Here is a 21,903-nt window from a genome sequence, read left to right as displayed (position 1 = left end):
ACCCGCCGTGAGGCGGGTTTTTCAGAAGATCCGAAGCGCCGGGCGCTTACTTGATCTTGCCTTCCTTGTATTCGACGTGCTTCCGGACGACGGGGTCGTACTTCATGAAGACCATCTTTTCCGGGGTGTTCTTCTTGTTCTTCGTGGTCGTGTAGAAGTGACCGGTGCCCGCGGTGGAAATCAGGCGGTGCTTATCGCGCTTGCTTGCCATGGTTCGATCTCCTTAGATCTTTTCGCCGCGGGAACGGAGGTCGGCCAGCACAGCCTCGATGCCGTTCTTGTCGATGGTGCGCAGCGCGTGATTGGAAACGCGGAGCTTCACCCAGCGGTTCTCGCTGGCGACCCAGAAGCGACGCTCGTGCAGGTTCGGCAGCCAGCGGCGGCGGGTCTTGTTGTTCGCGTGCGAGACGTTGTTGCCGGTCTGCACACCCTTGTTGGTGACTTGGCATCTACGGGCCATGGGGGCCTCCTTATAGATTCGTTGGACCGCCCTTTGGCCAGGACGGCATCGGCCCAGCGGCGTGCCGTTCGACCGGCTGCCACGCGATGGCTGGAGGGTGGAGCGCTTCCGCCCGTATAAGCCCGCATCGCGTAACGGACTTTCCCGACGTGTCGGGCTGGCATAGGGAAGCCGGGCATTCTCTCAGAAGCCGGTGCCCACGCGCAAGCCGGACTGTGCGGCGCGGCGGGTTGTGTGAAACAATCCGTGCTTTCGTGCCAGCGGCACACGACCCCACACGACGCTCTTTCGAGGACCACGCAATGGCAGACATCAACGCCAACGGCCAGGCCGGCCAGCCGCAGCTCGTGCTGCAGAAGATCTACGTGAAGGATGCCTCCTTCGAAGCCCCGAACGCCCCGCAGGTGTTCCAGGAAATGGGCGAGACCGAAGCACAGCCCCAGGTCCAGCTCAACCTGGGCCACAAGGCCGTCGACCTCGGCAACGACCTTTTCGAGGTGGTGCTGAGCCTCACGCTCACCTGCAACCTGGGCGAGCGCACCGCCTACCTCGCCGAAGTCCACCAGGCCGGCATCTTCGGCATCGCCGGTTTCTCGGGCGACGACCGCGACGGCATCCTCGGTTCGTACTGCCCGAACCTCCTGTTCCCGTACGCGCGCCAGATGGTCTCCGCGATGATTCAGGAGGGTGGATTCCCGCCGTTCCTGCTCCAGCCGATCAACTTCGATGCACTCTACGCCGAACAGCAGCGCCAGCAGCTCGAAGGCGCAGGTACGCACTCGCTCAACAGCTGAGCGATGAGCGCCACCTCCCGACCCACCGTCGCCGTCCTCGGCGCCGGGTCCTGGGGCACCGCGCTGGCAGCCCTGCTGGCGCGTAACGACGTTCCCACGCGCCTGTGGGGCCGCGACGCCGAGGCGCTCGCGGCCATGGCCGAGGCGCGCCGCAATCTGCGCTACCTGCCCGACCTCGACCTTCCGCCGGAACTGGTCTACGAGGCCGACCTCGCCGCCGTGCTGCGGGGCGCCGGTATCGTCCTGCTGGTGGTGCCGAGCCACGCCTTCGCCGCCATGCTCGACCAGATCGTGCCCCTTCTCGAACCCGACGCCCGGGTTTCGTGGGCCACGAAGGGCTTCGAGACCGGCACGGGGCGCTTTCTGCACGAGCTGGTGAACGAGAAACTCCCGGGCCGCCCGGCGGCGGTCGTCACGGGCCCCTCCTTCGCTCGCGAGGTCACGGCCGGCCTGCCGAGCGCGGTCACCGTGCACGCCACCGACGAAGCGTTCGGCAAGGAACTGGCGGTGCTGCTGCATGCGCCGAATTTCCGCGCCTATACCGGCAACGACATCCTGGGTGCCGAACTCGGCGGCGCGATGAAGAACGTGCTGGCCGTGGCCACCGGCGTGGCCGACGGCATGGAGCTCGGCCTGAACGCCCGCGCCGGCCTCATTACCCGGGGCATGAACGAGATGCTGCGGTTGGGGGTGGCCCTGGGGGCCAGGGCGGAAACCCTCATGGGGCTGGCCGGCCTGGGCGACCTCGTGCTCACCTGCACGGGCGACCTGTCGCGCAACCGCCGCCTGGGCCTCGCCCTCGGTCGGGGCGTTCCGTTGCCCGAGGCCATCCGCCAGATCGGCCAGGTGGTCGAAAGCGTGGTCACGGCGGACGAGGTTGCCCGTCTGGCCGGGTTCCACGGTCTCGACCTGCCGATTTCCGCCGGCGTGCGGGCGGTACTCCATGGCGAGGTCACGCCTGAGGAAGCCCTGCGCACACTGATGAGTCGTGAGCAGAAGGCCGAATATCCCGTGAATCTCTTCCCCGCACGCGACTGAGATCGGCACCACGGCCGTCCCGTACTGCCTGAACCGGCCCGGTCCGCTGGGTAAAAAGTCCTACGGGTAACGCCGTCGGGCTTTGCTAAGCTTCCTGTTTTGGTCGCGCGGGCAGGATCGCTACGGATGCATCAACCGGACGACAAGCGCAGGCGGAACGACGTCGTGGAGTCGCTGCCGCAGGCGTGGCAGCGAGCCATGGGCTCGGCCGCGCGGGCGGTCGCAACGGAGGGCTCCGTCCTCGGCTTCTTCCTCGAGGGCGTCAACGACGACCACGAGCCTGCCGCGTACCTCGACGTTGCCCCGGTCCTGCTGACGGTCGGCACGGATGGCCGCTTCTCGCGACCGTTGCCGCTGGATAGCCGGCACTTGCCGGAGGCGACGCTCACCGTGGTGGAGAAGCGCCTCGCCGCCACGCTGCTGGGCCTTCCCCAGACGCTCCGAAAGAGCCGCAGCTACGCGCGGTTCACCGGCGACCTCGGTGACCAGCTGCTTGCCGAGATCCTGGACAGCGCACCCTGTTTCTTCGGCGGTGTGGCCGGCCTCCAACTGTCGCGCGGAAAACCACAGCCGCTGCGCTGGCGTTGGAACCTCGAAAAAGACGGCAGCCAGAAGCTCTTGCCCGACGTTCCTGCGAGCCAGCGCCTGTTCCGCGTGGGGGCGCTCTGGTTCCTCGACGCCGAACATGCCGAGGTCGGTCCGCTGGAGGGCGAGCAGGAAGAAAGCGCCTGGCTCGACCTGCCGCCCTTGCCACCCGAAAGCACCGCCGCCTTCCGCACGTCGCTGGAATCCACGCGCATGGGTCCTCGCGTACCGGTGCCGCAGGTGTTCGGCGAAGTACGCCGCGCCGAGGTGTCGCCTCGGCCCGTGCTCGTGCTGCATGCCCTGACCCGGCATGCGCGGCTGGCGGCCGGCACGCCGCCGCTGGCCTATGGGCGCCTGGCCTTCGATTACGCCGGTGAGCGCCTGCCGGGGCGCGGCGGCGAGCCGCTGGTCCGTCGCGTACGCAACGGCGTGCTGCTGGAAATCACCCGGCGTCGCGCCGAGGAACTGGCCACCATGGAAACCCTCGAAACCGCGGGCCTCAATCCGGCGGTGGACACCGAGGGCCTTCCCTGGGACATGGCCGACACGCTTCCCGACGACGCATGGCTGTTCCCGGGGAAGGGGTATGCGGGGGCGCTCGAGGTGAACACACCGGCCCGCTGGCTGGCCCTGCGGCCGAGGCTCGAGGCCGACGGCTTCCTCCTCGAATACGCCGCGAGCTTTCCGTTCGAAGTCCTCGAGGGGCCGGTGCGCTGGTACGGCCAGGCGAACGAGGACGACGCGGACCGCGCCTTCGATCTGGAAATCGGCATCGAGGTGGAAGGAAAGCGCGTGAACCTGCTGCCCGCCGTGGCGCAGGCCCTGGCCGAGCACCAGCTCAGTCTCAGCCCTATGCCGGGCGAGGCGGCAGACTCGGTCTGGTACGCCCCCGTGGACGAGCGCCGCCGCGTGCCGGTGCGCCTGAAGGAACTACGCGGCCTTCTCGCGCCTTTGGCGGAATATCTGGAGAAGCCGCGGCAGCAGTTGCACCTTCCCCGGGTGCAGGCCGGGCGCCTGGAGGAACTGGCGCAGGCGCTGCCGAGCGGTGGCTCCTTCGAAGCGCCCGAGCGACTGCGCGGCTTCACGCGGCGCCTGCGCGAGGCGGCCGAGCGCGCGAGCGACGCAGTACCCGAGGGCCTGCGCGCCGAACTGCGCGGCTATCAGCGCGACGGCCTGCGTTGGATGAACGCGCTCGCCGAAGCCGGTACGGGCGGCGTGCTCGCCGACGACATGGGCCTCGGCAAGACCTTGCAGCTGATCACGCACCTGCTCGCGCTGAAGGAAAGCGGCAACCTCGCCTCGCCCGCGCTCGTGGTCGTGCCGACCAGTCTCGTGCCCAACTGGATCTCGGAAGTGGCGCGCTTCGCGCCCGGCCTCACCCTTCTCGCCCTGCACGGACCGCAACGCGCGGAAACGTTCGCGCGTATCGCCGAGCACGACGTCATCCTGACGACCTACGCGCTCCTGCCGCGCGATGTCGACACCCTGAAGAAGCAGGCCTTCTCGCTGGTGGTGCTGGACGAGGCGCAACAGGTGAAGAACCCACGCACGCAGGCGCGCCGTGCGCTGCTCACGCTGAAGGTGCCGCGTTGCCTGTGCCTCACCGGCACGCCGCTGGAAAACCACCTCGGCGAACTCTGGTCGCAGATCGACCTCGCCGTACCGGGGTTGCTCGGCGACGAAGGCGCCTTCCGCCGCCATTACCGCGTGCCGATCGAGAAACACCAGGATCTAGAATGCCAGGAACGGCTCAATCGCCGTATCGCGCCCTTCATCCTTCGCCGCACGAAGGCACAGGTAGCGTCGGAATTGCCGGCGAAGACGGAGATCACGCGCCGTGTGGTGATGGAGCCGAAGCAGCGCGACCTCTACGAGAGCCTGCGCCTTTCGCTTGCCGAGGAACTGCGCGAGGTGATCGCGCAGCGTGGCATCGCACACAGCGGCATCGTGGTCCTCGATGCGTTGCTCAAGCTGCGCCAGGTCTGCTGCGATCCGCGCCTTGTGAAGCTCGAAGCCGCGCGCGGCGTGCGCGAATCGGCGAAGTTCGAACTGCTGATGGACATGCTGCCCGCGCTACTCGCCGAAGGCCGGCGCGTGCTCCTCTTCAGCCAGTTCACGGAGATGCTCAAGCTCATTGCCGGCGAACTCGACCGCCGCCGCATCAGCTATGTCACCCTCACCGGCGAAACGCGCGACCGCGCTGAACCCGTGCAGCGTTTCCAGGACGGCGAGGTGCCGTTGTTCCTGCTGTCGCTGAAGGCCGGCGGCGTCGGTCTGAACCTCACCAGCGCGGACACCGTGATCCACTACGACCCGTGGTGGAACCCTGCGGCGGAAGCGCAGGCGAGCGATCGCGCGCACCGCATCGGCCAGGACAAGCCGGTGTTCGTCTACCGCCTCATCACGGCCGGCACGGTGGAAGAACGCATCGAGGAACTGAAGGCCCGCAAGGCGGAACTTGCCGACGCCGTGCTCGAAGGCGGCGGTAGCCGCGAACGCCTCAGCTTTGACGAAAGCGACCTCGACGCGCTGTTGGCGCCGTCCGTCTGATGTCCTTCGGACGAAACATGCGTCGGTCGAGATCGCTGGCCTTGTAATCCATGGGTCACATACCGTAACTTATGGGTTACGGTCGATCCATGTACGAGATCGTCCAGAGTGAAACGTTTCGCCGGTGGGTTTCCAGGCTTCGCGACGGCATGGCAGTGGCGAGAATTCAGGCTCGTCTCCGCCGCATGTCGCTCGGTCATCCGGGCGATGTAAAGCACGTTGGAGAGGGCGTTCGCGAGATGCGCATCGATCACGGCCCGGGTTATCGCCTCTACTACATCCACCGACGATCGGTACTCGTGGTCTTGCTGACCGGCGGGGACAAGAGCAGTCAGCAGTCCGATATCGCGCAGGCCATCACGTTGGCGGCAGCTTGGGACCAAAGCGAATGAAAGAGAAATTCACCCGGTGGGACGCCGTCGATCACTTGCACTCCGAGACGGAGCAGACGGCTTACCTCAATGCATGCCTCGAAGACGATCCCGGCGATGGAAGCCTCGTGAGAGCAGCCTTGGGAGACATCGCCCGCGCACGCGGCATGAGTAGCGTCGCGCGCGCTACGGGCATCTCTCGCGAGGGCCTCTATCGGGCCCTGTCGTCAGACGGCAATCCTGAATTCGCAACCGTCATGCGCGTCATGCGCGCGCTGGGGGTCAACCTGCGCGCGGCATGACGCCGTGCTTCAGCGGCGCAGCGGTGTGCCGCCGGCCTCGACGATCGCCAGCGCCGTGCCGCCGATAAGGCCCGGTTCCGGGTTCATGATGGCCTGCGTGGGTACCGATTCCATCGTGTCGCGGAAACGGCCCTTCGCTTCGAAGCGCTCACGGAAGTGGCCCTTCTGGATCCACGGCAGCAGGATCGGCGTCATGCCGCCGGTGAGGTAAACGCCGTCCCACGCACCCAGCGTCAGGACGAGATCACCGGCCACGCTGCCGAAGATGCCCGCGAACGTTTCGACCGCGCGATTGCACATCGGGCAGGATTCGTCGGTGGCGCGGCGCGTGATGTCTTCCGGCGTGATGGTCTCGTCCGGTTTCTGGCCGGAGATCTCGCAGATCGCGTTGTAGAGGTTCACGAGGCCGGCGCCGCTGATGAGGCGTTCGTTCGACACGCGGCCGTAGTGAAGGTTGAGCACCTTGAGGATCTCGATGTCCTCGGCGCTGTGCGCGGCGAAGCCGGCATGGCCACCCTCGGTCTGCAGCACGCTCACCTTGTCGCCGCGGATCAGCAGACCGCCCACGCCGAGACCGGTACCCGGGCCGACGACCACGAAGGTCTGCTCTTCCTTGCTGCCGATCTTCGGGATGGTCGGATTGCCGACCTGCACCAGATCGGCATGGCCCTTGGCGTCCGGGGTGTCGGTCATCAGCATGACCGCCATCGACTGCGCGGCGAAGTCGTTCACGAGGTGGACCCACTCGAGCCCGAGTTCCTTCGTGAGGTTCTTTGCCGAGATGGCCCACGGATTGTTCGTGACCTTTACGGTCTCGCCGTTGTCGATGCGGCCCGCGGCGGCAATGATGGCGCGCTGGGCCTGGTGGCCCGTTTCCCTGAAGTACTGCTGGGCGGCTTCGCCGAGCGATGCGTAGTCCTTGACGTGGTAGCGCCGGATGCTTTCCTGAATGAGCGGCGTGTCTTCATCCGGATGAGCGATGCCGAAGCGCACGTTGGTGCCGCCGAGGTCGGCGAGCAGGGTCGGCGCCGGGGCGCTAACGTTGGCCATGTTGAGGAACCTGTCATGTCACGGAAGCCCGCAAGGGTGCCTCGCGCGGGCGCTGACGTCTAGTGAAGGCCTACTCCGGGCGGGGATGAAGCCCTACAGGAGCGGATTATCCGGCGGAGGCTTTGACGTAAACGATTACGTCGGCAGAATACCTTATTGCCCGGGGCAGTGGCAGGCATCGCCCGTCAGACCCGGACCCACGGGAGAGCAGGAAATGGCAGCAGTTCGCCTCGACAAGGTGCGCAAGGTGTATCCCAACGGGCACGTGGCCCTGGAGGAGGCGAGTTTCGAGATCGCGGACGGCGAATTGCTGGTCCTGGTGGGCCCTTCGGGCTGTGGCAAGACCACCTTGCTGCGGATGATCGCCGGCCTGGAGTCGATTACGGGCGGCACGATGCGTATCGGCGACCGGGTGGTGAACGACGTGGCACCGAAGGACCGCGACATCGCCATGGTCTTCCAGAATTACGCGCTGTATCCGCACATGACGGTGCGCGAGAACCTTGGCTTCGGGCTGCGCCTGCGTGGCGTGGCGCGTGAGGAGATCGACAGGCGCGTGGCGGTGGCCTCCGACATGCTGGGGCTGAATGAGCGCCTGGAACACCGTCCTGCTGCGCTCTCGGGCGGTCAGCGGCAGCGTGTGGCGCTGGGCCGCGCGCTCGTGCGCGACCCGGCCGTGTTCCTGCTCGACGAACCCCTGTCGAACCTCGATGCGAAGCTGCGCCTCTCCACCCGCGTGGAAATCGCGCGCATCCATCGCCGCCTGGGCGCGACGATGGTCTACGTCACGCACGACCAGATCGAGGCGATGACGCTTGGCCAGCGCATCGTGGTGCTGAACGGCGGCGTCGTGCAGCAGCTGGACACGCCGATGAACCTCTACAACCGGCCGGCGAACCTCTTCGTCGCGGGATTCCTGGGCAGCCCGGCGATGAACCTCTTTCAGGGCACGCTGCGCCGTGCCGATGGCCTGCAGCTGGAAACGCGCAACGGCACCATCGCCCTGGGCACGCAGGCGCACGCTCTCGAAACATGGCTGGACAAGGCGGTCATCGTCGGCGTTCGCCCCGAGGACCTGCTTACCGTGGCCGATCACACGGGCGTGGAGGAACGCCTGCGCGCGCACGTGGAAGTGGTGGAACCGGTGGGCAACGAGGTGTTCCTGAACATGCGGCACGGCGACGCCGAGCTGGTTGCCCGCGTGCCTCCGCATTCGGCGATCCAGCCCGGCACGGACGTGGCGCTCGGCTTCCAGGCGGAGAGGCTGCACTTCTTCGATCCGGAGACGACGTTGCGCATAGCGGCGTGAGCGAGCGCCCGTTCGTGTACCGGCGCCGCCTGCGACGCCGTGTCCCCCGAGGGCTGGGCCATGAGGAGTAAAATGGGCGGATCGCCAACGAACAGGCCCGTCCCATGACCTTCCCCGCCGTCCGAATGCGCCGCATGCGTCGCGACGCATTCTCCCGCGCCCTGATGCGCGAGACCGTGCTCACCGTGTCCGACCTCATCATGGTGGCCTTCGTGGTCGACGGGGAGGGCGTGCGGCAGCCGGTGTCGTCCATGCCGGGCGTGGATCGCCTTTCCATCGACGAGCTGGTGAAGCTGGGCGCGGAATGCGTCGAACTCGGCATTCCCGCGCTGGCGCTGTTTCCCTCCGTGGATGCCTCGGCGAAAACCGAGGACGCACGCGAGGCGTGGAATCCCGACGGCCTCTTCCAGCGCGCCGCGCGCGAACTGAAACGCCGCTTTCCGGAGCTGGGCCTGATCGGCGACGTGGCGCTGGACCCGTACACCACGCATGGCCAGGACGGGCTGATCGACGCCGACGGTTACGTCATGAACGAGCCGACCGTCGAGGCGCTCATCAAGATGTCCGTGGCGCAGGCCGAGGCGGGTTTCGACTTCGTGGCCCCGTCGGACATGATGGACGGCCGCATCGGTGCCATCCGCGAGGCGCTGGAAGACGCCGGGCACATCCATACCCGCATCCTCTCGTACTCCGCCAAGTACGCGTCGAGTTTCTACGGTCCGTTCCGCGACGCCGTGGGCTCGGCGGCGAACCTGGGCAAGGGCAACAAGCACACCTACCAGATGGACGTCGGCAACAGTGACGAGGCCCTGCGCGAAGTGGAACTCGATCTCGCGGAGGGCGCCGACGCCGTCATGGTGAAGCCGGGCTTGCCGTATCTCGACATCCTGCGCCGGGTGAAGGACACCTTCGGTGCGCCGACCTTCGTGTACCAGGTCAGCGGCGAGTACGCGATGATCAAGGCCGCCGCGCAGAACGGCTGGGTGGACGAGAAGGCCGTGGTGTTGGAGTCGCTCATGTCGATGAAGCGCGCCGGCGCCGATGCGATCCTCACCTACTTCGCGCTCGACGTGGCACGCTGGTTGAAAACCTGATCCTGCAACGGCAGCCGTAGCCTGTGGGAGGCGCGACGGCGCACTTCCCACAGGATTCGCCAAAACGGCGGTCCGCCCGCATGACATAATCCTTGCGACTTATCGGGGAGCCGGGATGGACGGGCATCATTTTCTCGAGACGGCGGTCGTCTTCCTGCTGGCGACGGTAATCGCCGTTCCGCTGACCAAGCGATTTCGCCTCGGCGCCGTTCTCGGCTACCTGCTCGCCGGCGTGGTCATCGGTCCGTCCGTGCTGGGCCTGGTGAGCGATACGGAAGGCGTCGCGACGATTTCCGATTTCGGCGTCGTGCTGATGCTCTTCGTCATCGGACTCGAACTCTCTCCATCGCGATTGTGGGTGATGCGCCGCGCGGTGTTCGGAACCGGCAGCCTGCAGGTGCTCGCCTGTGCGGCGGCCCTCGGTGCGATCGGCTATTTCCTGTTCGGTCTTACCTGGAAGGCCGCGGTGATCGTCGGCGGCAGCCTTGCGCTGTCGTCCACCGCGTTCGGCCTGCAGATCCTGGCCGAACGCAAGGAAGCCGGCACCGTCTATGGCCGACAGGCCTTCGCCATCCTCCTCTTCCAGGACCTTGCGGCCATTCCGCTGATCGCGGCGGTACCGCTGCTGGGCGGGGCCATCGCCCGGGACGCGCATGCGCCCGACCTCATGAGCGTGGTCCGGGTGGTCGGCACGATCCTCGCCGTGATCGTGGGCGGACGACTGCTGTTGCGCCACGTGTTTCGTTTCGTGGCGCGCGCGAAGAGCACCGAAGTGTTCACGGCCACCGCCTTGCTGGTGGTCATGGGCACCGCGTGGCTGATGGAGGTGGCGGGCATCTCCACGACGCTGGGAGCCTTCCTCGCCGGCCTGCTGCTGGCGGATTCGGAATACCGGCACGAACTCGAGTCGAACATCGAGCCCTTCAAGGGGCTGTTGCTGGGTCTGTTCTTCATCAGCGTGGGCATGTCGGTCGATCTGGCCATGCTGGTCGACAAGCCGTTGCTGGTGCTCGGCATGGTCGCCTTGCTGATGGTGGTGAAGGCCGTCCTGATCATGCCGCTTGGGAGGCTGGTGGGCGCCTTGACCACGGCCGACTCCGTACGCCTGGCGGCCGTGCTTGCGTGCGGCGGCGAATTCGCGTTCGTCATCCTCAACCTGGCCCAGCAGGGGCGCGTCATCGACGACGCCCAGCGCGGGCTGATGGTGATGGCTATCTCGCTGTCCATGGCACTCACGCCGCTGCTCGTGCTGGTGGCATCGCGCATGGTGACCGAGCGCGTGCGCAAGCCCGACCGCGAGTTCGACAACATCGAGGCCGACACGCCGCGCGTCATCATCGCCGGCTTCGGGCGCATGGGCCAGATAGTCGCGCGCATCCTGCGCGCGCAGGGCATCCAGTTCGTGGCGCTGGAAAGTTCGGTGGAGCAGGTGGAAACCTCGCGCCGCTTCGGCGGCACCTCGCTTTTCTTCGGCGATCCGGCGCGGCCGGAAATGCTGCGCGCCGCGCAGGCGGACAAGGCCGAGGTCTTCGTCATCGCGACGGACGATCCCGAAGCGAACCTGCGCACGGCGCGGCTGGTGCGCAGGCAGTACCCGCACCTCAAGATCGTTGCCCGCGCGCGCAATCGTCAGCACGTGTTCCGTCTGATGGACATAGGCGTCGAGGATCCGGTGCGCGAAACCTTCTATTCCAGCCTGGAGATGACCCGCCACGTGCTCGAGTCGCTGGGCATGAGTGCCGAAGTGGCACACAGCCGCCTCGAGCGCTTCCGCAGGCATGACGACCAGGTGCTTCGCGCGCAATACCTCGTCTACGACGACGAAACGGCGCTCGTGCAGACCACGAAGGAGGCACTGCACGACCTGCAGCAGCTCTTCGAGGCGGACGCGGTCGAAGAGCGCGTCCGCGAAGGGGAGCGGTAGGAGCGCGCCGTGCGCGCGACATGTTTTGAGGCCGTGCCTCGGAGCTGGCGCGTGTGGGGCTAGGGCCTCAGTCAGGCTGCGCGGGCTGCCGCAAGGTCTGCCTGACGCTGGGAATGGCGCCGATGCGCGTGCCCAGTTCGTGCGCGATGTCCACGTAACCGAGGTGCCGCGCCACGTCGCCCGCCGTGCGGCCGAACGCATCGGCGGCGTTGCGGTTGGCGCCTCGGTTCAACAGCACGCGGGCCGGTGCCAGCAGCGCGTGCATCGCACAGGCATGAAGCGCACTGACGCCGCGATGGTCGGCGTGCTCCAGCTTCGCCCCCGCGTCGAGCAGCACCGGTACGAGGGCGCCCAGGTGGGTGGGGTCGGCCTGGGTGCCGGGACGCATGTGCGCCCCGAGGAGAATGAGCAAGGGCGTTACGCCCTCCTTGTCGGGCTTGTTCACGTCCGCGCCCTTGCCGATCAGGGTGTCGAGCAGGCGCCGCGCGCGCAGGCTGTCGCTGCTGCCGAAGCAGTACTGCGCGGCTGCGTGCAAGGCGGTATGCCCGTGCGCGTCCTGCGCGGTCACGTCGGCACCGGCACCCAGCAGGAGGTCGGCGATGTCGGGGTATCCGAGTGTTGCGGCGATCATCAGCGCCGTGGCGTCGCCGGGGAGACGCTGATCCACGGTGACGCCTCGATCGATCAGGAGCGACACCACGTTGTCGCGGCGTGCGTTCACCGCCGCGGCGAGCGCCGTGACGCCCGACGCCGCGCTGGCTGTGGAATCCGCTCCCGCCGCCAGAAGTCGCTCCGCCACGTCCCGGTGGCCGGCACCGGCCGCGCGGAGCAGGGCGGTGGCACCCTGGCTGTCGCGCGTGTCAACGGCGAAGCCGAGTTCGAGCAGACGCTCGACGGCCTGGAGATCGCCGGCGGCAGCCGCGGAGGGAAGGTCGTCCGCCCGCAGCGCGCGCCGCGGCAACGGCCATGTGGACCAGCTCAGCCAGCGTTCCACGTCGCCGTGCCCGATGCCCAGTCCGTACGGCGTTTCGCCGTTGATGTCGGCGGCCTCGGGATCGGCGCCGTGCGCCACCAGCTGGCGCACGAGCGGAAGGCTGTCGCCACCCTGTTCGAGCGCCGCATGCAGCGGGGTGCGGCCGCTGGCATCGCGAACGTTGGGATCGAGGCCCCGCGCCAGCAGCGCGGCGAGCAGGCCCGCTCGCCCCGTCGCGGCGGCCATGTGCAGCGGCGTGCGCCCGCGTGCGTCGGTACCGAACGGGTCGGCGCCCGCCTCGAGCATCGCCAGCGTCAGTCGCTCGTCGGTGTCTTCCAGACGGCAGATCGCGTGTCCGAGCAGCCCCGCGCCGGCGGGGCTGGCGCCGGCCCGCATGAGCTGCAGCAACGCGTCGGCGGAGTGCGGCAACTGCGGAAGGAGGGCGTCGAACAGGCGACGGCCGAGTACCCCTTCGTCGTCGGCCGGCGGTGCGAGGCGCGCTTCCGCGGGAAGACCGTGATCCAGGAGCCATGCCCGGGCGGCGTCGAAGCCGGTACCGGCAAGGTCCACATACAGGGCCGCCAGCGCCTGCGTTGGCCACTCCCGCGCTTTGGCGGCGAAGGTGGAGGCGACCGCCCAGTGACCGAAGCGCAGCGCATCGTATAGGTGCGGTGGCGAGTCCGCGCCGGCTTCCGGTACGACCGATTCGCTCAGCGAACTCGGCAGCGGTGTTTCCGGGTCGAGCAGCGCGACGAAATCCCAGCGGCCCATGGCTGCGGCATGGTCGAGTGCGCTGCGACCGTCCGCGGCGGGTTCCTTCGGTTGCGCGCCAAGGGTCAGCAGGGCGCGGACGGTGGCCGCCTGGGCCCGGGGCGACTGGCAGGCGAGCGTGAGGGCGTCGCGGCCATGGCCGTCGCGTGGCGAGGCATCGGCATTCGCGTCGGCGAGCATCTGGACGATGCCATGCGCCCCGGCACGGGCGGCCTCCATGAGCGGCGTGGTGCCGTTCTTGTCCGCGAGGTTGGGATTCGCATGGGCCTGAAGGAGCACCCGTGCGATCTGCTCGTGTCCTTCGGCCGCCGCGGTCAGCAGCGCGGTGCGGCCATCGGCATCGGTCGCATTCACGGGGGCCTTGTAGCGCAGCAGCAGCCTGGCGCCCTCGTTGTCGTCGTCGGGAATGCCGGCCGCGGCGACCAGCGCCGGCTCGCCGCCCACCGGCGCGGGCTTGGCGCCGTGATCGAGGAGAAAGCGGGCCAGCGTCCAGTTCGCGGCGCGGCAGGCGATCACCAGCGGGGTATCGCCTGCATGGTTCACGGCATCCACGGGCGCTCCGGCATCCAGGAGCATGGCGGCCACCGTCGGTTCCGCACTGAGCGCCGCGCCATGCAGGGGCGTGTTGCCTTCCGGGTCGGCGCCCGCGGGGTTGGCGCCGTTGGCGAGCAGGGTGAGCACGGCTTCCGGGCGGCCGTGCCAGCTGTCGCGGCTGGCCGCGAGCAGGGCCGTCATGCCGTTATGCGCGCGGTTCACCTGGGCGCCCTTTCCGATCAGTGCACGAAGCAGCCGCGTATCCGGCGACAGGGCCGCAAGCGTGAGCACCGGGCGCTGGTCGCGGTCGCCCGGCTCCGCACCCGTTTCGGGATCGGCTCCCGCTTCGACCAGCGCGACGGCCCGGGCGATGTCGCCGGCGCGCGTGGCCGCCAGCAGGGAGCGCTCGCGCACGCCGGGCTCGCTTTCCTCGCTGGCGAGCACGGGGATGGGTGGGCGGACGGTCTCGGCGGGCGTGGCCGCTGTGCCGTCCCGCGGCTCGGCCCGCGACGCGCGGATATGTTCGCGGCGATCGCAGAGCAGGGCGCGCAAGGTGCGGTTGGCGATGAGCATGCAGCCGAGCGGCAGCAGCACCAGCCCGTAGATGCCCAGCGCCGCGATGCGCATCTCCGGCGGCAGCACGCCATAGAGTCCGGACAGCGCCACGGCACTGAAGGCCAGAACGAGCAGGGCGAAGGAGGCGGGGAGGAAATGGGAGAAGAACCGCTCCTCGGCGGAAAGGTGCCGACCGAACGTGATCGAGCGAGCCATGGCGGTGAATATCCACGATCCGTCCCCGCTGCTTTCGGGGTAGGCATCGTCCCAGACGAACACCAGCCCGAATGCCGGCCACACGCGCCACAGGGCGGCGAGGGCGACCACGAGCGTGGCGGCGAGCAGCAGGGCGGCCCCCAGGCTCGGTGCCTGGGTGAGCTTGAGCAGTGGCCAGGCCACGAGTACGAAAACGACGAAGGTGTAGGCCGTGAACATCACCAGGTGCGCGGATCCGCGCCGCAACACGGTACGCAGGTAGCTCGTCTCCGGATCGAAGCCGATGGCGTGGCACACCGCGCCCATCGCCAGGGCGTTTGCCAGGAGCAGCGGAATGAGCGCGAGTGGCGACGCTGTCAGGCCCGCACAGGCGACCGCGGCGAGGGCAGGAAGGAACCAGGGCAGCGCCTTGATCAGCGGCGGGCGACGACGTTTGGAATTGGCCATGCGCGCGAGTATACGGAGCCGTTCCGCCCTACGCGGTAACGCGACGTTAACTCGGGTTGCACGTTTCCCGCATGGGCGGAGCCGACCGGATCAAGCGCGCACCAGTGTTTCGTCGGGATCGATCTCGCGATTGTGGTTCGGCTGGTTGCACACGCTCAGCGTTTCGTTGGGCGGTGTCTGCATGTGCCAGCCCTGTGCGGCGAGATTGGCAAGAACACGCTCCGTGTCGTCGTGGGGCAGCTTGCGCTGCGGTGTCAGTTCCACTTCGAGGACGAAGCGCAGTTCGCCCAGCAGGAGCGCGAGCGGTTCGGGAAGAAGGTCGAAACCCTCGCGACGAGCGAGCCAGACGTAGGTGTCCGGTTTGCGCTGACTGGCGTAGACGAAGCAGTGCATGACGGCAGGTCTCGCTGGCGGGGGCGGGCTCTACACCCTAGCAAATGCCGGCCGCGAACGGGGCGACGCGGGAGCCGCCCGTTTCACCTTTGTTGCACCGAGACTTGCAAAACGGCCGTCAACTCGTCCAGAGTTCAAACCCAGAATGTTAAACGCGCGTATGAAAACGGGAAAGTTTCCGCTTTCGGCCGCGTATTCCATCGCCCCCGAGCAGTAACGAAAAGCAGGAGCCGAACCCAATGCAGAAGCTGAACCTCCATACCCGTCCGTTGGCCATTGCCGCCCTCTCGCTGGCCATCGCCGGTGCCCTGGTGGCTCCCCAGGCTGCCCAGGCCAGTGCTTTCCAGCTGAAGGAAAACAGCGCCAAGGCTCTCGGCCGCGCCTTCGCCGGCTCCGCCGCGGCGGGTGACGACGCCTCGGTGATCGTCAACAACCCGGCCGCGATGTCGATGCTCCAGGGCAACGTGTTCCAGGCCGACGTCACCGGCATCAACTTCAGCACCAAGTTCCACGGCACCGCCACCGACGCGCAGGGCCGCCCCATCAGCGGCGGTAACGGCGGCGACGCCGGCACCACCATTCCCGTCCCGGCGCTGTACTTCGCGTCGAAGGTCGGCGACCGCTGGCACATCGGTCTGGGCCTCACCGCTCCGTTCGGCTTCAAGACCGAATACGACTCCGACTGGAAGGGCCGTTACAACGCCATCAAGTCCGACTTCAAGTCGTTCGACGCCACCCTCTCGGCCTCGTTCGACGTGACGGACGACTTCGCCGTCGGCGTCAGCGCCATCGCGCAGAAGACCAGCGCGGAACTTACCAGCGCCATCAACTACAACACTGTCGGCCTCGGCTTGATCCAGCGCGCCGCTGCCGCTGGCCAGCTGCCGCCCGCCACCGCCCGCGCGCTTGCCGCGCAGTACGCCGCCGTGGTGCCGCCGGGTAGCGACGGCTACGCCAAGATCAAGGGCGACGACTGGGCCTACGGCTGGCAGGTCGGCGGTCTGTGGAAGCTGACCCAGAACGACCGCATCGCGCTCAACTACCGCAGCAAGATCAAGCACACGCTCGAAGGTACCGGCAACTTCACGATGCCGACCAACGTCAGCGCCGTGCTGTCGAATCCCACCGTGGGCGCCCTGCTCGGCAGCGGCCAGCCGCCGTTCACCCACACCGACGGTACGGCGGGCTTCACCACGCCGGCCATCGCCACCGCCAGCTTCTGGCACCAGGACGAGAAGTTCGGCCTGGGCTTCGACCTGTCGTGGACGAAGTGGGATTCGTTCCAGGACCTCACGGTCAATTACTCGAACCCGAACCAGCCGCCGACCACCGAGCACTACGGCTGGCGCAACACCTGGTTCGCGTCGGTCGGTGGCGAGTACTACGTCAACGACAAGCTGACCCTGCGCGGCGGTGTGGCCGTTGACACCACCCCGACCTACGACGATACGCGTTCGCCGCGCGTGCCCGACTCGACCCGTAAGTGGCTTGCCTTCGGTATCGGCTACAAGGCCACCGATCGCTTCGAGATCAACGCCGGCTACGCTCACATCTTCGTGAACAACGCGCACATCGCCGGCGTGACCGACGGTACGGGCGACCGCCTGGTCGGTGCCAGCGACGACAAGGGCAACCTGCTCAGCGTGTCGGCCAAGTACCAGTTCTGATCGGCTCCCCGATCGGCTGATGGCCCATAAAAAAACCTCCCCGGCAACGGGGAGGTTTTTTTGTGCCCTGTGGGAGCCGCCAGATGCAGGCAGTACGTGCATCAGTACGCGTATTCGCGGAACACCGGATCGACGCTGCCGTTCCACTTGCCGTGGAACAGTTCGAGCTTCGCGTCGGCCTGCGTCTTGCCCGAGATCGCGATCTCCATCAGCGGTTCGAGGTAGATCGATTCGTCCACGCCGCGATTGCCCTGGCGGTTGCGGCGCTTCAGTCCGGCTTGCGCGATCTTCAGCGCTTCGAGCGACAGATCGCGCACCGTATGGCTCCGGAAACGCAGATCGAGCGCCTCCTTCGGTACGCCGTCGCGCAGCGCATGGCGTTCTTCCCGGCTGAAATCCTTCACCAGGTCCCAGGCGGCGTCGAGAGCGGTGTCGTCGTACAGCAGACCCACCCAGAATGCAGGCAATGCGCACAGCGAATTCCATGTGCTGGTATCCGCGCCGCGCATCTCCAGATACTGCTTCAGGCGAACTTCCGGGAACGCCGTGGTGAGATGGTCGGCCCAGTCGGTCAGGGTGGGCCTCACGCCCGGCAACGCGGGCAGTTCGCCGCGCATGAAGGTCTTGAAGTCCTGGCCGGAAAGATCGACGTACTTGCCGTCGCGGTAGCTGAAATACATCGGCACGTCGAGGATGTAATCCACATAGCGCTCGTAACCGAAGCCGTCCTCGAACACGAAGTCGAGCATGCCGGTGCGGTCGGCGTCGGTGTCGGTCCACACGTGCGAGCGATACGATTTGTAACCGTTCGGCTTGCCTTCGGTGAAAGGCGAGTTGGCGAACAGCGCGGTGGCGATGGGCTGCAGTGCAAGACCCACGCGGAACTTCTTCACCATGTCGGCCTCGCTCGCGTAATCGAGGTTGACCTGCACGGTGCAGGTACGCGTCATCATGTCCAGGCCGAGCGAGCCGACCTTGGGCATGTACTCGCGCATGATCTTGTAGCGGCCCTTGGGCATCCACGGCATCTGGTCGCGGCGCCACTTCGGCTGGAAGCCCATGCCGAGGAAGCCGATGCCGAGCTCCTCGGCCACCGAACGCACCTCCTTCAGGTGGTTGGTGACTTCGTCGCAGGTCTCGTGGATCGTCTCCAGCGGTGCGCCGGAAAGTTCGAGCTGCCCGGCGGGTTCGAGCGTGATGTTCGCCTTGCCCTTCGTCAGCGCGACAGGTGTATCGCCTTCCCGGGCGATGTTCCAGTCGTATCGCGACGCGAGCCCTTCGAGGACGGCACGGATGCCCGGGCGGTCGCCATCGAACGGCGGCGGCGTGAGGTCGTCGGTGTAGAACCCGAACTTCTCGTGCTCCGTGCCGATGCGCCAGTCTTCACGCGGCTTCTCGCCCTTGGCGAGATAGGCGGCCAGATCGTGGCGGTCGCCAATGGGCGTGTTCTTCGCGGCGCTGGGGATGGACACGGACTTTCCTTGACGTAGGGCTGACGGCCGATAGCCGGTCGACATGGGGGCGGCTGGCGGCAAGCAAAAGGTGCCTGGGCGCGGAGCGTAGCATCGCAGGTCGGTGCCGTCTCCAAAGTGTCCTCCGGCGGCGAGCTAGTCCAACAAATGTCAGAACTCCCTCTCCGAATTCGGGGCACCTATCGCCAGTCCCTCGTATGACCTAAGGCCTACGAGATTGGTCTTCCTGAGTCGTGAAGAATAGTTGGATGGACGATTCGGGCTCGTTCGGTAGCGGCAAATCAATGTTTCTACGAGGAAAGGGGGGCGGGATATGGGATTGGGTACGGTCTGACTGGCTATCCGGCCTTCGATATCCGAATGAAGAAAAATTAGCTAGCATTGGGACCAGGGGCCGCAGGGAAGGCTATGGATTTGCTATGACGCAGCTGATTTCCTACATGGGGACAAAGCGTAACTTGGCGGGAAGGGTCGGTGATCTCGTGAGGGAGAGTCGTCCTGGCCCGCTCTTAGACGTGTTCTCAGGTATGTGCGCTGTTGGTCACTCGGTCGGTACCTCTAGATCTATCTGGACAAACGACGTACAGCATTTTGCACATCTTGTTGCGAACGCGACCTTCTGCTCCAGTAATCTAGCTCCCGCAAGTGAATCGCTTAACGACCTGTGCGCGTGTTCTTATGAAGCTCATCGTGCTTCATTGCGGCACAAGTTTGCCGAAGAACTTGCAGCGGAGCGTCTCGCTCTAGCATTGCCTTCTTGCTCTGGCTACAACCTTGTCTTTGACCATTCGATTGAGAGAGCGAATGGACTGATTAAAGGCGCTGGATATGGATCCTACGATCTATTTATGCGGAGATTCGCGGGAAGCTATATCGGATACGAGCAAGCGATGGATTTCGATGCGCTGCGCTTTGCTCTTGATGTTCTGCTGAAAAACGGCAAGCTTTGTGAGGAAGGGCACCATTGGTCGATCCTCGGGCTTTGCGTTGCATTGTCAAAATGTTCGACTACGACCGGGCATTTCGCCCAGGCATTGCGCCCAAAAGACAATACGTTTACAAGATTCAAGGCGCAGCGTGCGCGGTCGCTTCGGTTCGAGTGGCTTCGAGCAATGGAGCAATTAGCGCCCGTAGGATCGAGGCAATGGCGGGCATCTAACCGCGCCTTCAGGTCGGACGTGTTGGGGCTACTACCCTCACTGACGACGTCAACACGCAAACCCTCAGTCATATATGCGGATCCTCCATACACCGCGGATCAGTACTCACGGTACTACCATATATATGAAACAGCGGTGCTGTACGACTACCCATCTGCTTCAGGGCGAGGCATGTATCGGGACGGGCGTCACGCGTCAACGTTTTCGCAAAAGAGCACCGTTGAGCGTTCTTTCGATGAGCTTATTCGCAATGCAGCACAGCTCCGGGCCGACCTAATTATCAGCTATCCAGCGAATGGATTGCTTGAGGATTCGGAAAGAAGAATCCCTGACCTCCTAAGGCGGTTTTACAAACGTGCGCCCCAGATTGTAAAGATCGACTACTCACATTCGACGATGGGGGCATCGAAAGGGTCGCAACGTCAGGCTGTGACCGAGATTCTTTATAGGGTCAATATCAAATGAGCGAACAACAGAAGCTCAAGTTGGTGGCGCCAGCGGAGATTCGGCCGAATCCGGAGAATCCGCGGTTGGTATTTCGTCAAGAGGAGATGGAGAGCCTGATGCTTTCGATCGACCGTCATGGGATCCAAGTTCCTCTGACGGTATATCGAGACGGTGACCACTATACGCTCCTAGATGGTGAAAGGCGTTGGCGCTGCGCGACCAAGCTCAATCTCCGCACGGTTCCAGTAATTGTCCAAACACGGCCGAGCGAGTTGGAAAATCTCGTTCTGATGTACAACATTCACTCTCTTCGCGAGCAATGGGATTATTACACCATTGCCTCAAAGCTCCAGAGGGTGATCGAGCTCTATGCTGTTGAATATGGGGAGAGGCCGAACGAAGTGAGGCTTTCCGAGTTAACAGGGCTAACTCGTGGAGCAATTCGCCGCTGCCAGCTTCTGATCGACTTGCCCTCTCGATTCAAAGATTTACTTCTGCATGAGCTTGAAAAGCCTAAGTCAAGCCAGCGGCTGTCTGAGGACTTTTTCATTGAAATGGAACGATCGCTCAAGACCGTAACTCGCCGCCTCCCCGAGTATGAGGAGAGGTTGGACGATATTCGTGACGCACTTGTCGAGAAGTTTCAGAAGGGATCGATTCCTGCCGTAACGGATTTTCGTCAGTTGGCTAAGATTGCGACGGCCGTGCATTCACTTGGACTGAAAGAGAGAGTCGCGAGAAAGGCTCTCGATAAGGTCTTTGATATCACGAAGCCAACCGGAATCAGAGAGGCTTACGAGTCAACTGTTGCTTTCGAATATATCGAGAAGCGCGCTTCACGCCTCGTGACGGGCCTGACTGAATTCCTGGAAGCGGTTGAGGATGAAGAGCGGGCAGAGGATCTGGATGCGGAGTTGATCTCGTTGTTGCGCGAGCTGCAGGCGCATATTGATGCCGTGTTGAGGGGCTGAATATGTCCTCAGAGGGGATTACATCAGGATCAGCATTTCTTACCGCTTCGGCACAAAGTTTTTTCGCGCAGACCTATCAGACTAATTCGATTCTTTTGGGGCAGCCTATAGATCGCAGTCTTAATTGGAGCCCTTCCTTAAGTTTCAAAATTCACAACCATCGGATGATAGTTGCGGAGGTTTCGCCCGACAAGCCATATCCGCTTATTCTAAGGATGCGAAGAGCTGATATCCTCGCATTGAATATGCCCATAGCCATCTACTCAGTTTGTACCGAGCAGGCATATCTGGATGATCAATCGCAGGTTAAGGAGTTGGTCTCGCACGGCTATGGCTTGCTAACTGTTGATGCGGAAGGCAACGTCACAAGACGCAATCCCTGTGTTCCGCTAATTCAGTTGATACCTTCGAGTGAGTTTGCGGATGCTATGAAAGGCCTGCCTCGCTCTTTAAGAACCCGCCTTGCGGAATCTTTTGAGCGCTATAACAGCGACCCTTTGTCGGGGGCGTCAGATATCGCCGAGGTTTTTGAAGGTCTTGTTCTCAAGGCTGGTCGCGATGCTGTGAAGAAAGGCTGGCTAGCCAAGAGTGATGCGAGTGCGGGCGCTCCGGCTAAGACTTTGTTGGCGATGCAACAAGGCCCGCAATTTAAAAATGCTGCTGCCGCGATTGGCGGTGTCCAGAGCTACATCAGCGAATTGACCTGCCCCCACTGAGCCGTACCACATGAAGCTGTAAAGTCCGTCAATCACGAGGACGGATATGAAGAAGAGTCGTTTCACCACCGAGCAGATCATCGGGTTTATCAAGCAGGCTGACG

Annotated in this window: 18 protein-coding genes; 12 read left to right on the top strand and 6 right to left on the bottom strand. The window is 65.1% G+C overall.

Features of this window, described 5'->3' with window-relative positions:
• Positions 1 to 46: 46 nt before the first annotated feature.
• Positions 47 to 211 carry a 50S ribosomal protein L33 gene (gene rpmG, locus HBF26_RS14825; protein ID WP_036109728.1) on the bottom strand — a complete coding sequence of 55 codons (165 nt, stop codon included), beginning with the start codon at positions 209 to 211 and terminating at the stop codon, positions 47 to 49.
• Between the two features lie 12 nt (positions 212 to 223).
• Positions 224 to 460 carry a 50S ribosomal protein L28 gene (rpmB, locus tag HBF26_RS14820; RefSeq protein ID WP_089981369.1) on the bottom strand — a complete coding sequence of 79 codons (237 nt, stop codon included), beginning with the start codon at positions 458 to 460 and terminating at the stop codon, positions 224 to 226.
• Between the two features lie 302 nt (positions 461 to 762).
• Here rpmB and secB point away from each other — a divergent pair, with 302 nt between their 5' ends.
• The 5 genes from secB (at position 763) to HBF26_RS14795 (ending at position 6,100) form a co-directional block, all read left to right on the top strand.
• Positions 763 to 1,254, top strand: a complete 492-nt coding sequence (gene secB, locus HBF26_RS14815; RefSeq protein WP_167030705.1) for a protein-export chaperone SecB — start codon at positions 763 to 765, stop codon at positions 1,252 to 1,254.
• Positions 1,255 to 1,257: 3 nt separating this feature from the next.
• Positions 1,258 to 2,292 carry an NAD(P)H-dependent glycerol-3-phosphate dehydrogenase gene (locus tag HBF26_RS14810; RefSeq protein ID WP_167128117.1) on the top strand — a complete coding sequence of 345 codons (1,035 nt, stop codon included), beginning with the start codon at positions 1,258 to 1,260 and terminating at the stop codon, positions 2,290 to 2,292.
• 126 nt (positions 2,293 to 2,418) lie between these two features.
• A complete protein-coding gene (locus tag HBF26_RS14805) occupies positions 2,419 to 5,427 on the top strand; it encodes a DEAD/DEAH box helicase (RefSeq protein WP_167128114.1) in 3,009 nt (1,002 codons plus the stop codon).
• An 89-nt stretch (positions 5,428 to 5,516) separates the two neighbouring features.
• The gene (locus HBF26_RS14800; protein ID WP_167128111.1) at positions 5,517 to 5,819 is read left to right on the top strand and encodes a type II toxin-antitoxin system RelE/ParE family toxin; all 303 of its coding nucleotides are present in this window, start codon (positions 5,517 to 5,519) and stop codon (positions 5,817 to 5,819) included.
• Positions 5,816 to 6,100, top strand: coding sequence for an addiction module antidote protein (locus HBF26_RS14795; RefSeq protein WP_167128108.1), 285 nt, complete (start codon positions 5,816 to 5,818; stop codon positions 6,098 to 6,100). Before HBF26_RS14800 ends, HBF26_RS14795 begins: the two co-directional genes overlap by 4 nt.
• A 9-nt stretch (positions 6,101 to 6,109) precedes the next feature.
• Here the strand turns inward: HBF26_RS14795 and glk are convergent, their stop codons facing one another.
• Complete coding sequence (gene glk / locus HBF26_RS14790) at positions 6,110 to 7,150, bottom strand: glucokinase (protein WP_167128106.1); 1,041 nt, start codon at positions 7,148 to 7,150, stop codon at positions 6,110 to 6,112.
• Positions 7,151 to 7,364: 214 nt separating this feature from the next.
• Between glk and HBF26_RS14785 the strand changes: the two genes are divergently transcribed.
• The 3 genes from HBF26_RS14785 (at position 7,365) to HBF26_RS14775 (ending at position 11,477) form a co-directional block, all read left to right on the top strand.
• Positions 7,365 to 8,459, top strand: a complete 1,095-nt coding sequence (locus tag HBF26_RS14785; protein WP_167128103.1) for an ABC transporter ATP-binding protein — start codon at positions 7,365 to 7,367, stop codon at positions 8,457 to 8,459.
• Between the two features lie 104 nt (positions 8,460 to 8,563).
• Positions 8,564 to 9,553 carry a porphobilinogen synthase gene (gene hemB / locus HBF26_RS14780; protein WP_167128100.1) on the top strand — a complete coding sequence of 330 codons (990 nt, stop codon included), beginning with the start codon at positions 8,564 to 8,566 and terminating at the stop codon, positions 9,551 to 9,553.
• A 115-nt stretch (positions 9,554 to 9,668) separates the two neighbouring features.
• Positions 9,669 to 11,477, top strand: coding sequence for a monovalent cation:proton antiporter-2 (CPA2) family protein (locus tag HBF26_RS14775; protein ID WP_167128097.1), 1,809 nt, complete (start codon positions 9,669 to 9,671; stop codon positions 11,475 to 11,477).
• Between the two features lie 67 nt (positions 11,478 to 11,544).
• Here HBF26_RS14775 and HBF26_RS14770 read toward each other — a convergent pair whose 3' ends face one another.
• Both HBF26_RS14770 and HBF26_RS14765 read right to left on the bottom strand, forming a co-directional pair.
• Positions 11,545 to 14,973 carry an ankyrin repeat domain-containing protein gene (locus HBF26_RS14770; protein ID WP_167128094.1) on the bottom strand — a complete coding sequence of 1,143 codons (3,429 nt, stop codon included), beginning with the start codon at positions 14,971 to 14,973 and terminating at the stop codon, positions 11,545 to 11,547.
• 90 nt (positions 14,974 to 15,063) lie between these two features.
• On the bottom strand, positions 15,064 to 15,366 hold the full coding sequence (locus HBF26_RS14765; RefSeq protein ID WP_167128091.1) for a YcgL domain-containing protein: 303 nt from the start codon (positions 15,364 to 15,366) through the stop codon (positions 15,064 to 15,066).
• 239 nt (positions 15,367 to 15,605) lie between these two features.
• Here HBF26_RS14765 and HBF26_RS14760 point away from each other — a divergent pair, with 239 nt between their 5' ends.
• Entirely contained in the window at positions 15,606 to 17,033 is a 1,428-nt protein-coding gene (locus tag HBF26_RS14760) for an OmpP1/FadL family transporter (protein ID WP_167128088.1), read from the top strand.
• 101 nt (positions 17,034 to 17,134) lie between these two features.
• Here the strand turns inward: HBF26_RS14760 and HBF26_RS14755 are convergent, their stop codons facing one another.
• A complete protein-coding gene (locus tag HBF26_RS14755) occupies positions 17,135 to 18,505 on the bottom strand; it encodes a glutamate--cysteine ligase (protein WP_167128085.1) in 1,371 nt (456 codons plus the stop codon).
• Between the two features lie 419 nt (positions 18,506 to 18,924).
• On the opposite strand from HBF26_RS14755, the gene HBF26_RS14750 reads away from it, so the two are divergent.
• From HBF26_RS14750 to HBF26_RS14740, 3 genes are read left to right on the top strand one after another with little or no spacing between them, the layout of a single operon-like run.
• The gene (locus HBF26_RS14750; RefSeq protein WP_167128082.1) at positions 18,925 to 20,130 is read left to right on the top strand and encodes a DNA adenine methylase; all 1,206 of its coding nucleotides are present in this window, start codon (positions 18,925 to 18,927) and stop codon (positions 20,128 to 20,130) included.
• Positions 20,127 to 21,083: a ParB/RepB/Spo0J family partition protein gene (locus HBF26_RS14745; protein WP_167128079.1), complete on the top strand. Its 957-nt coding sequence runs from the start codon at positions 20,127 to 20,129 to the stop codon at positions 21,081 to 21,083. Before HBF26_RS14750 ends, HBF26_RS14745 begins: the two co-directional genes overlap by 4 nt.
• Positions 21,084 to 21,085: 2 nt before the next feature.
• Positions 21,086 to 21,799: a hypothetical protein gene (locus HBF26_RS14740; RefSeq protein WP_167128076.1), complete on the top strand. Its 714-nt coding sequence runs from the start codon at positions 21,086 to 21,088 to the stop codon at positions 21,797 to 21,799.
• Positions 21,800 to 21,903 lie beyond the last annotated feature (104 nt).

The organism is Luteibacter jiangsuensis (assembly GCF_011742555.1).
Classification (GTDB): Bacteria; Pseudomonadota; Gammaproteobacteria; order Xanthomonadales; family Rhodanobacteraceae; genus Luteibacter; species Luteibacter jiangsuensis.
This window is presented reverse-complemented; position numbering and strand designations above follow the sequence as displayed.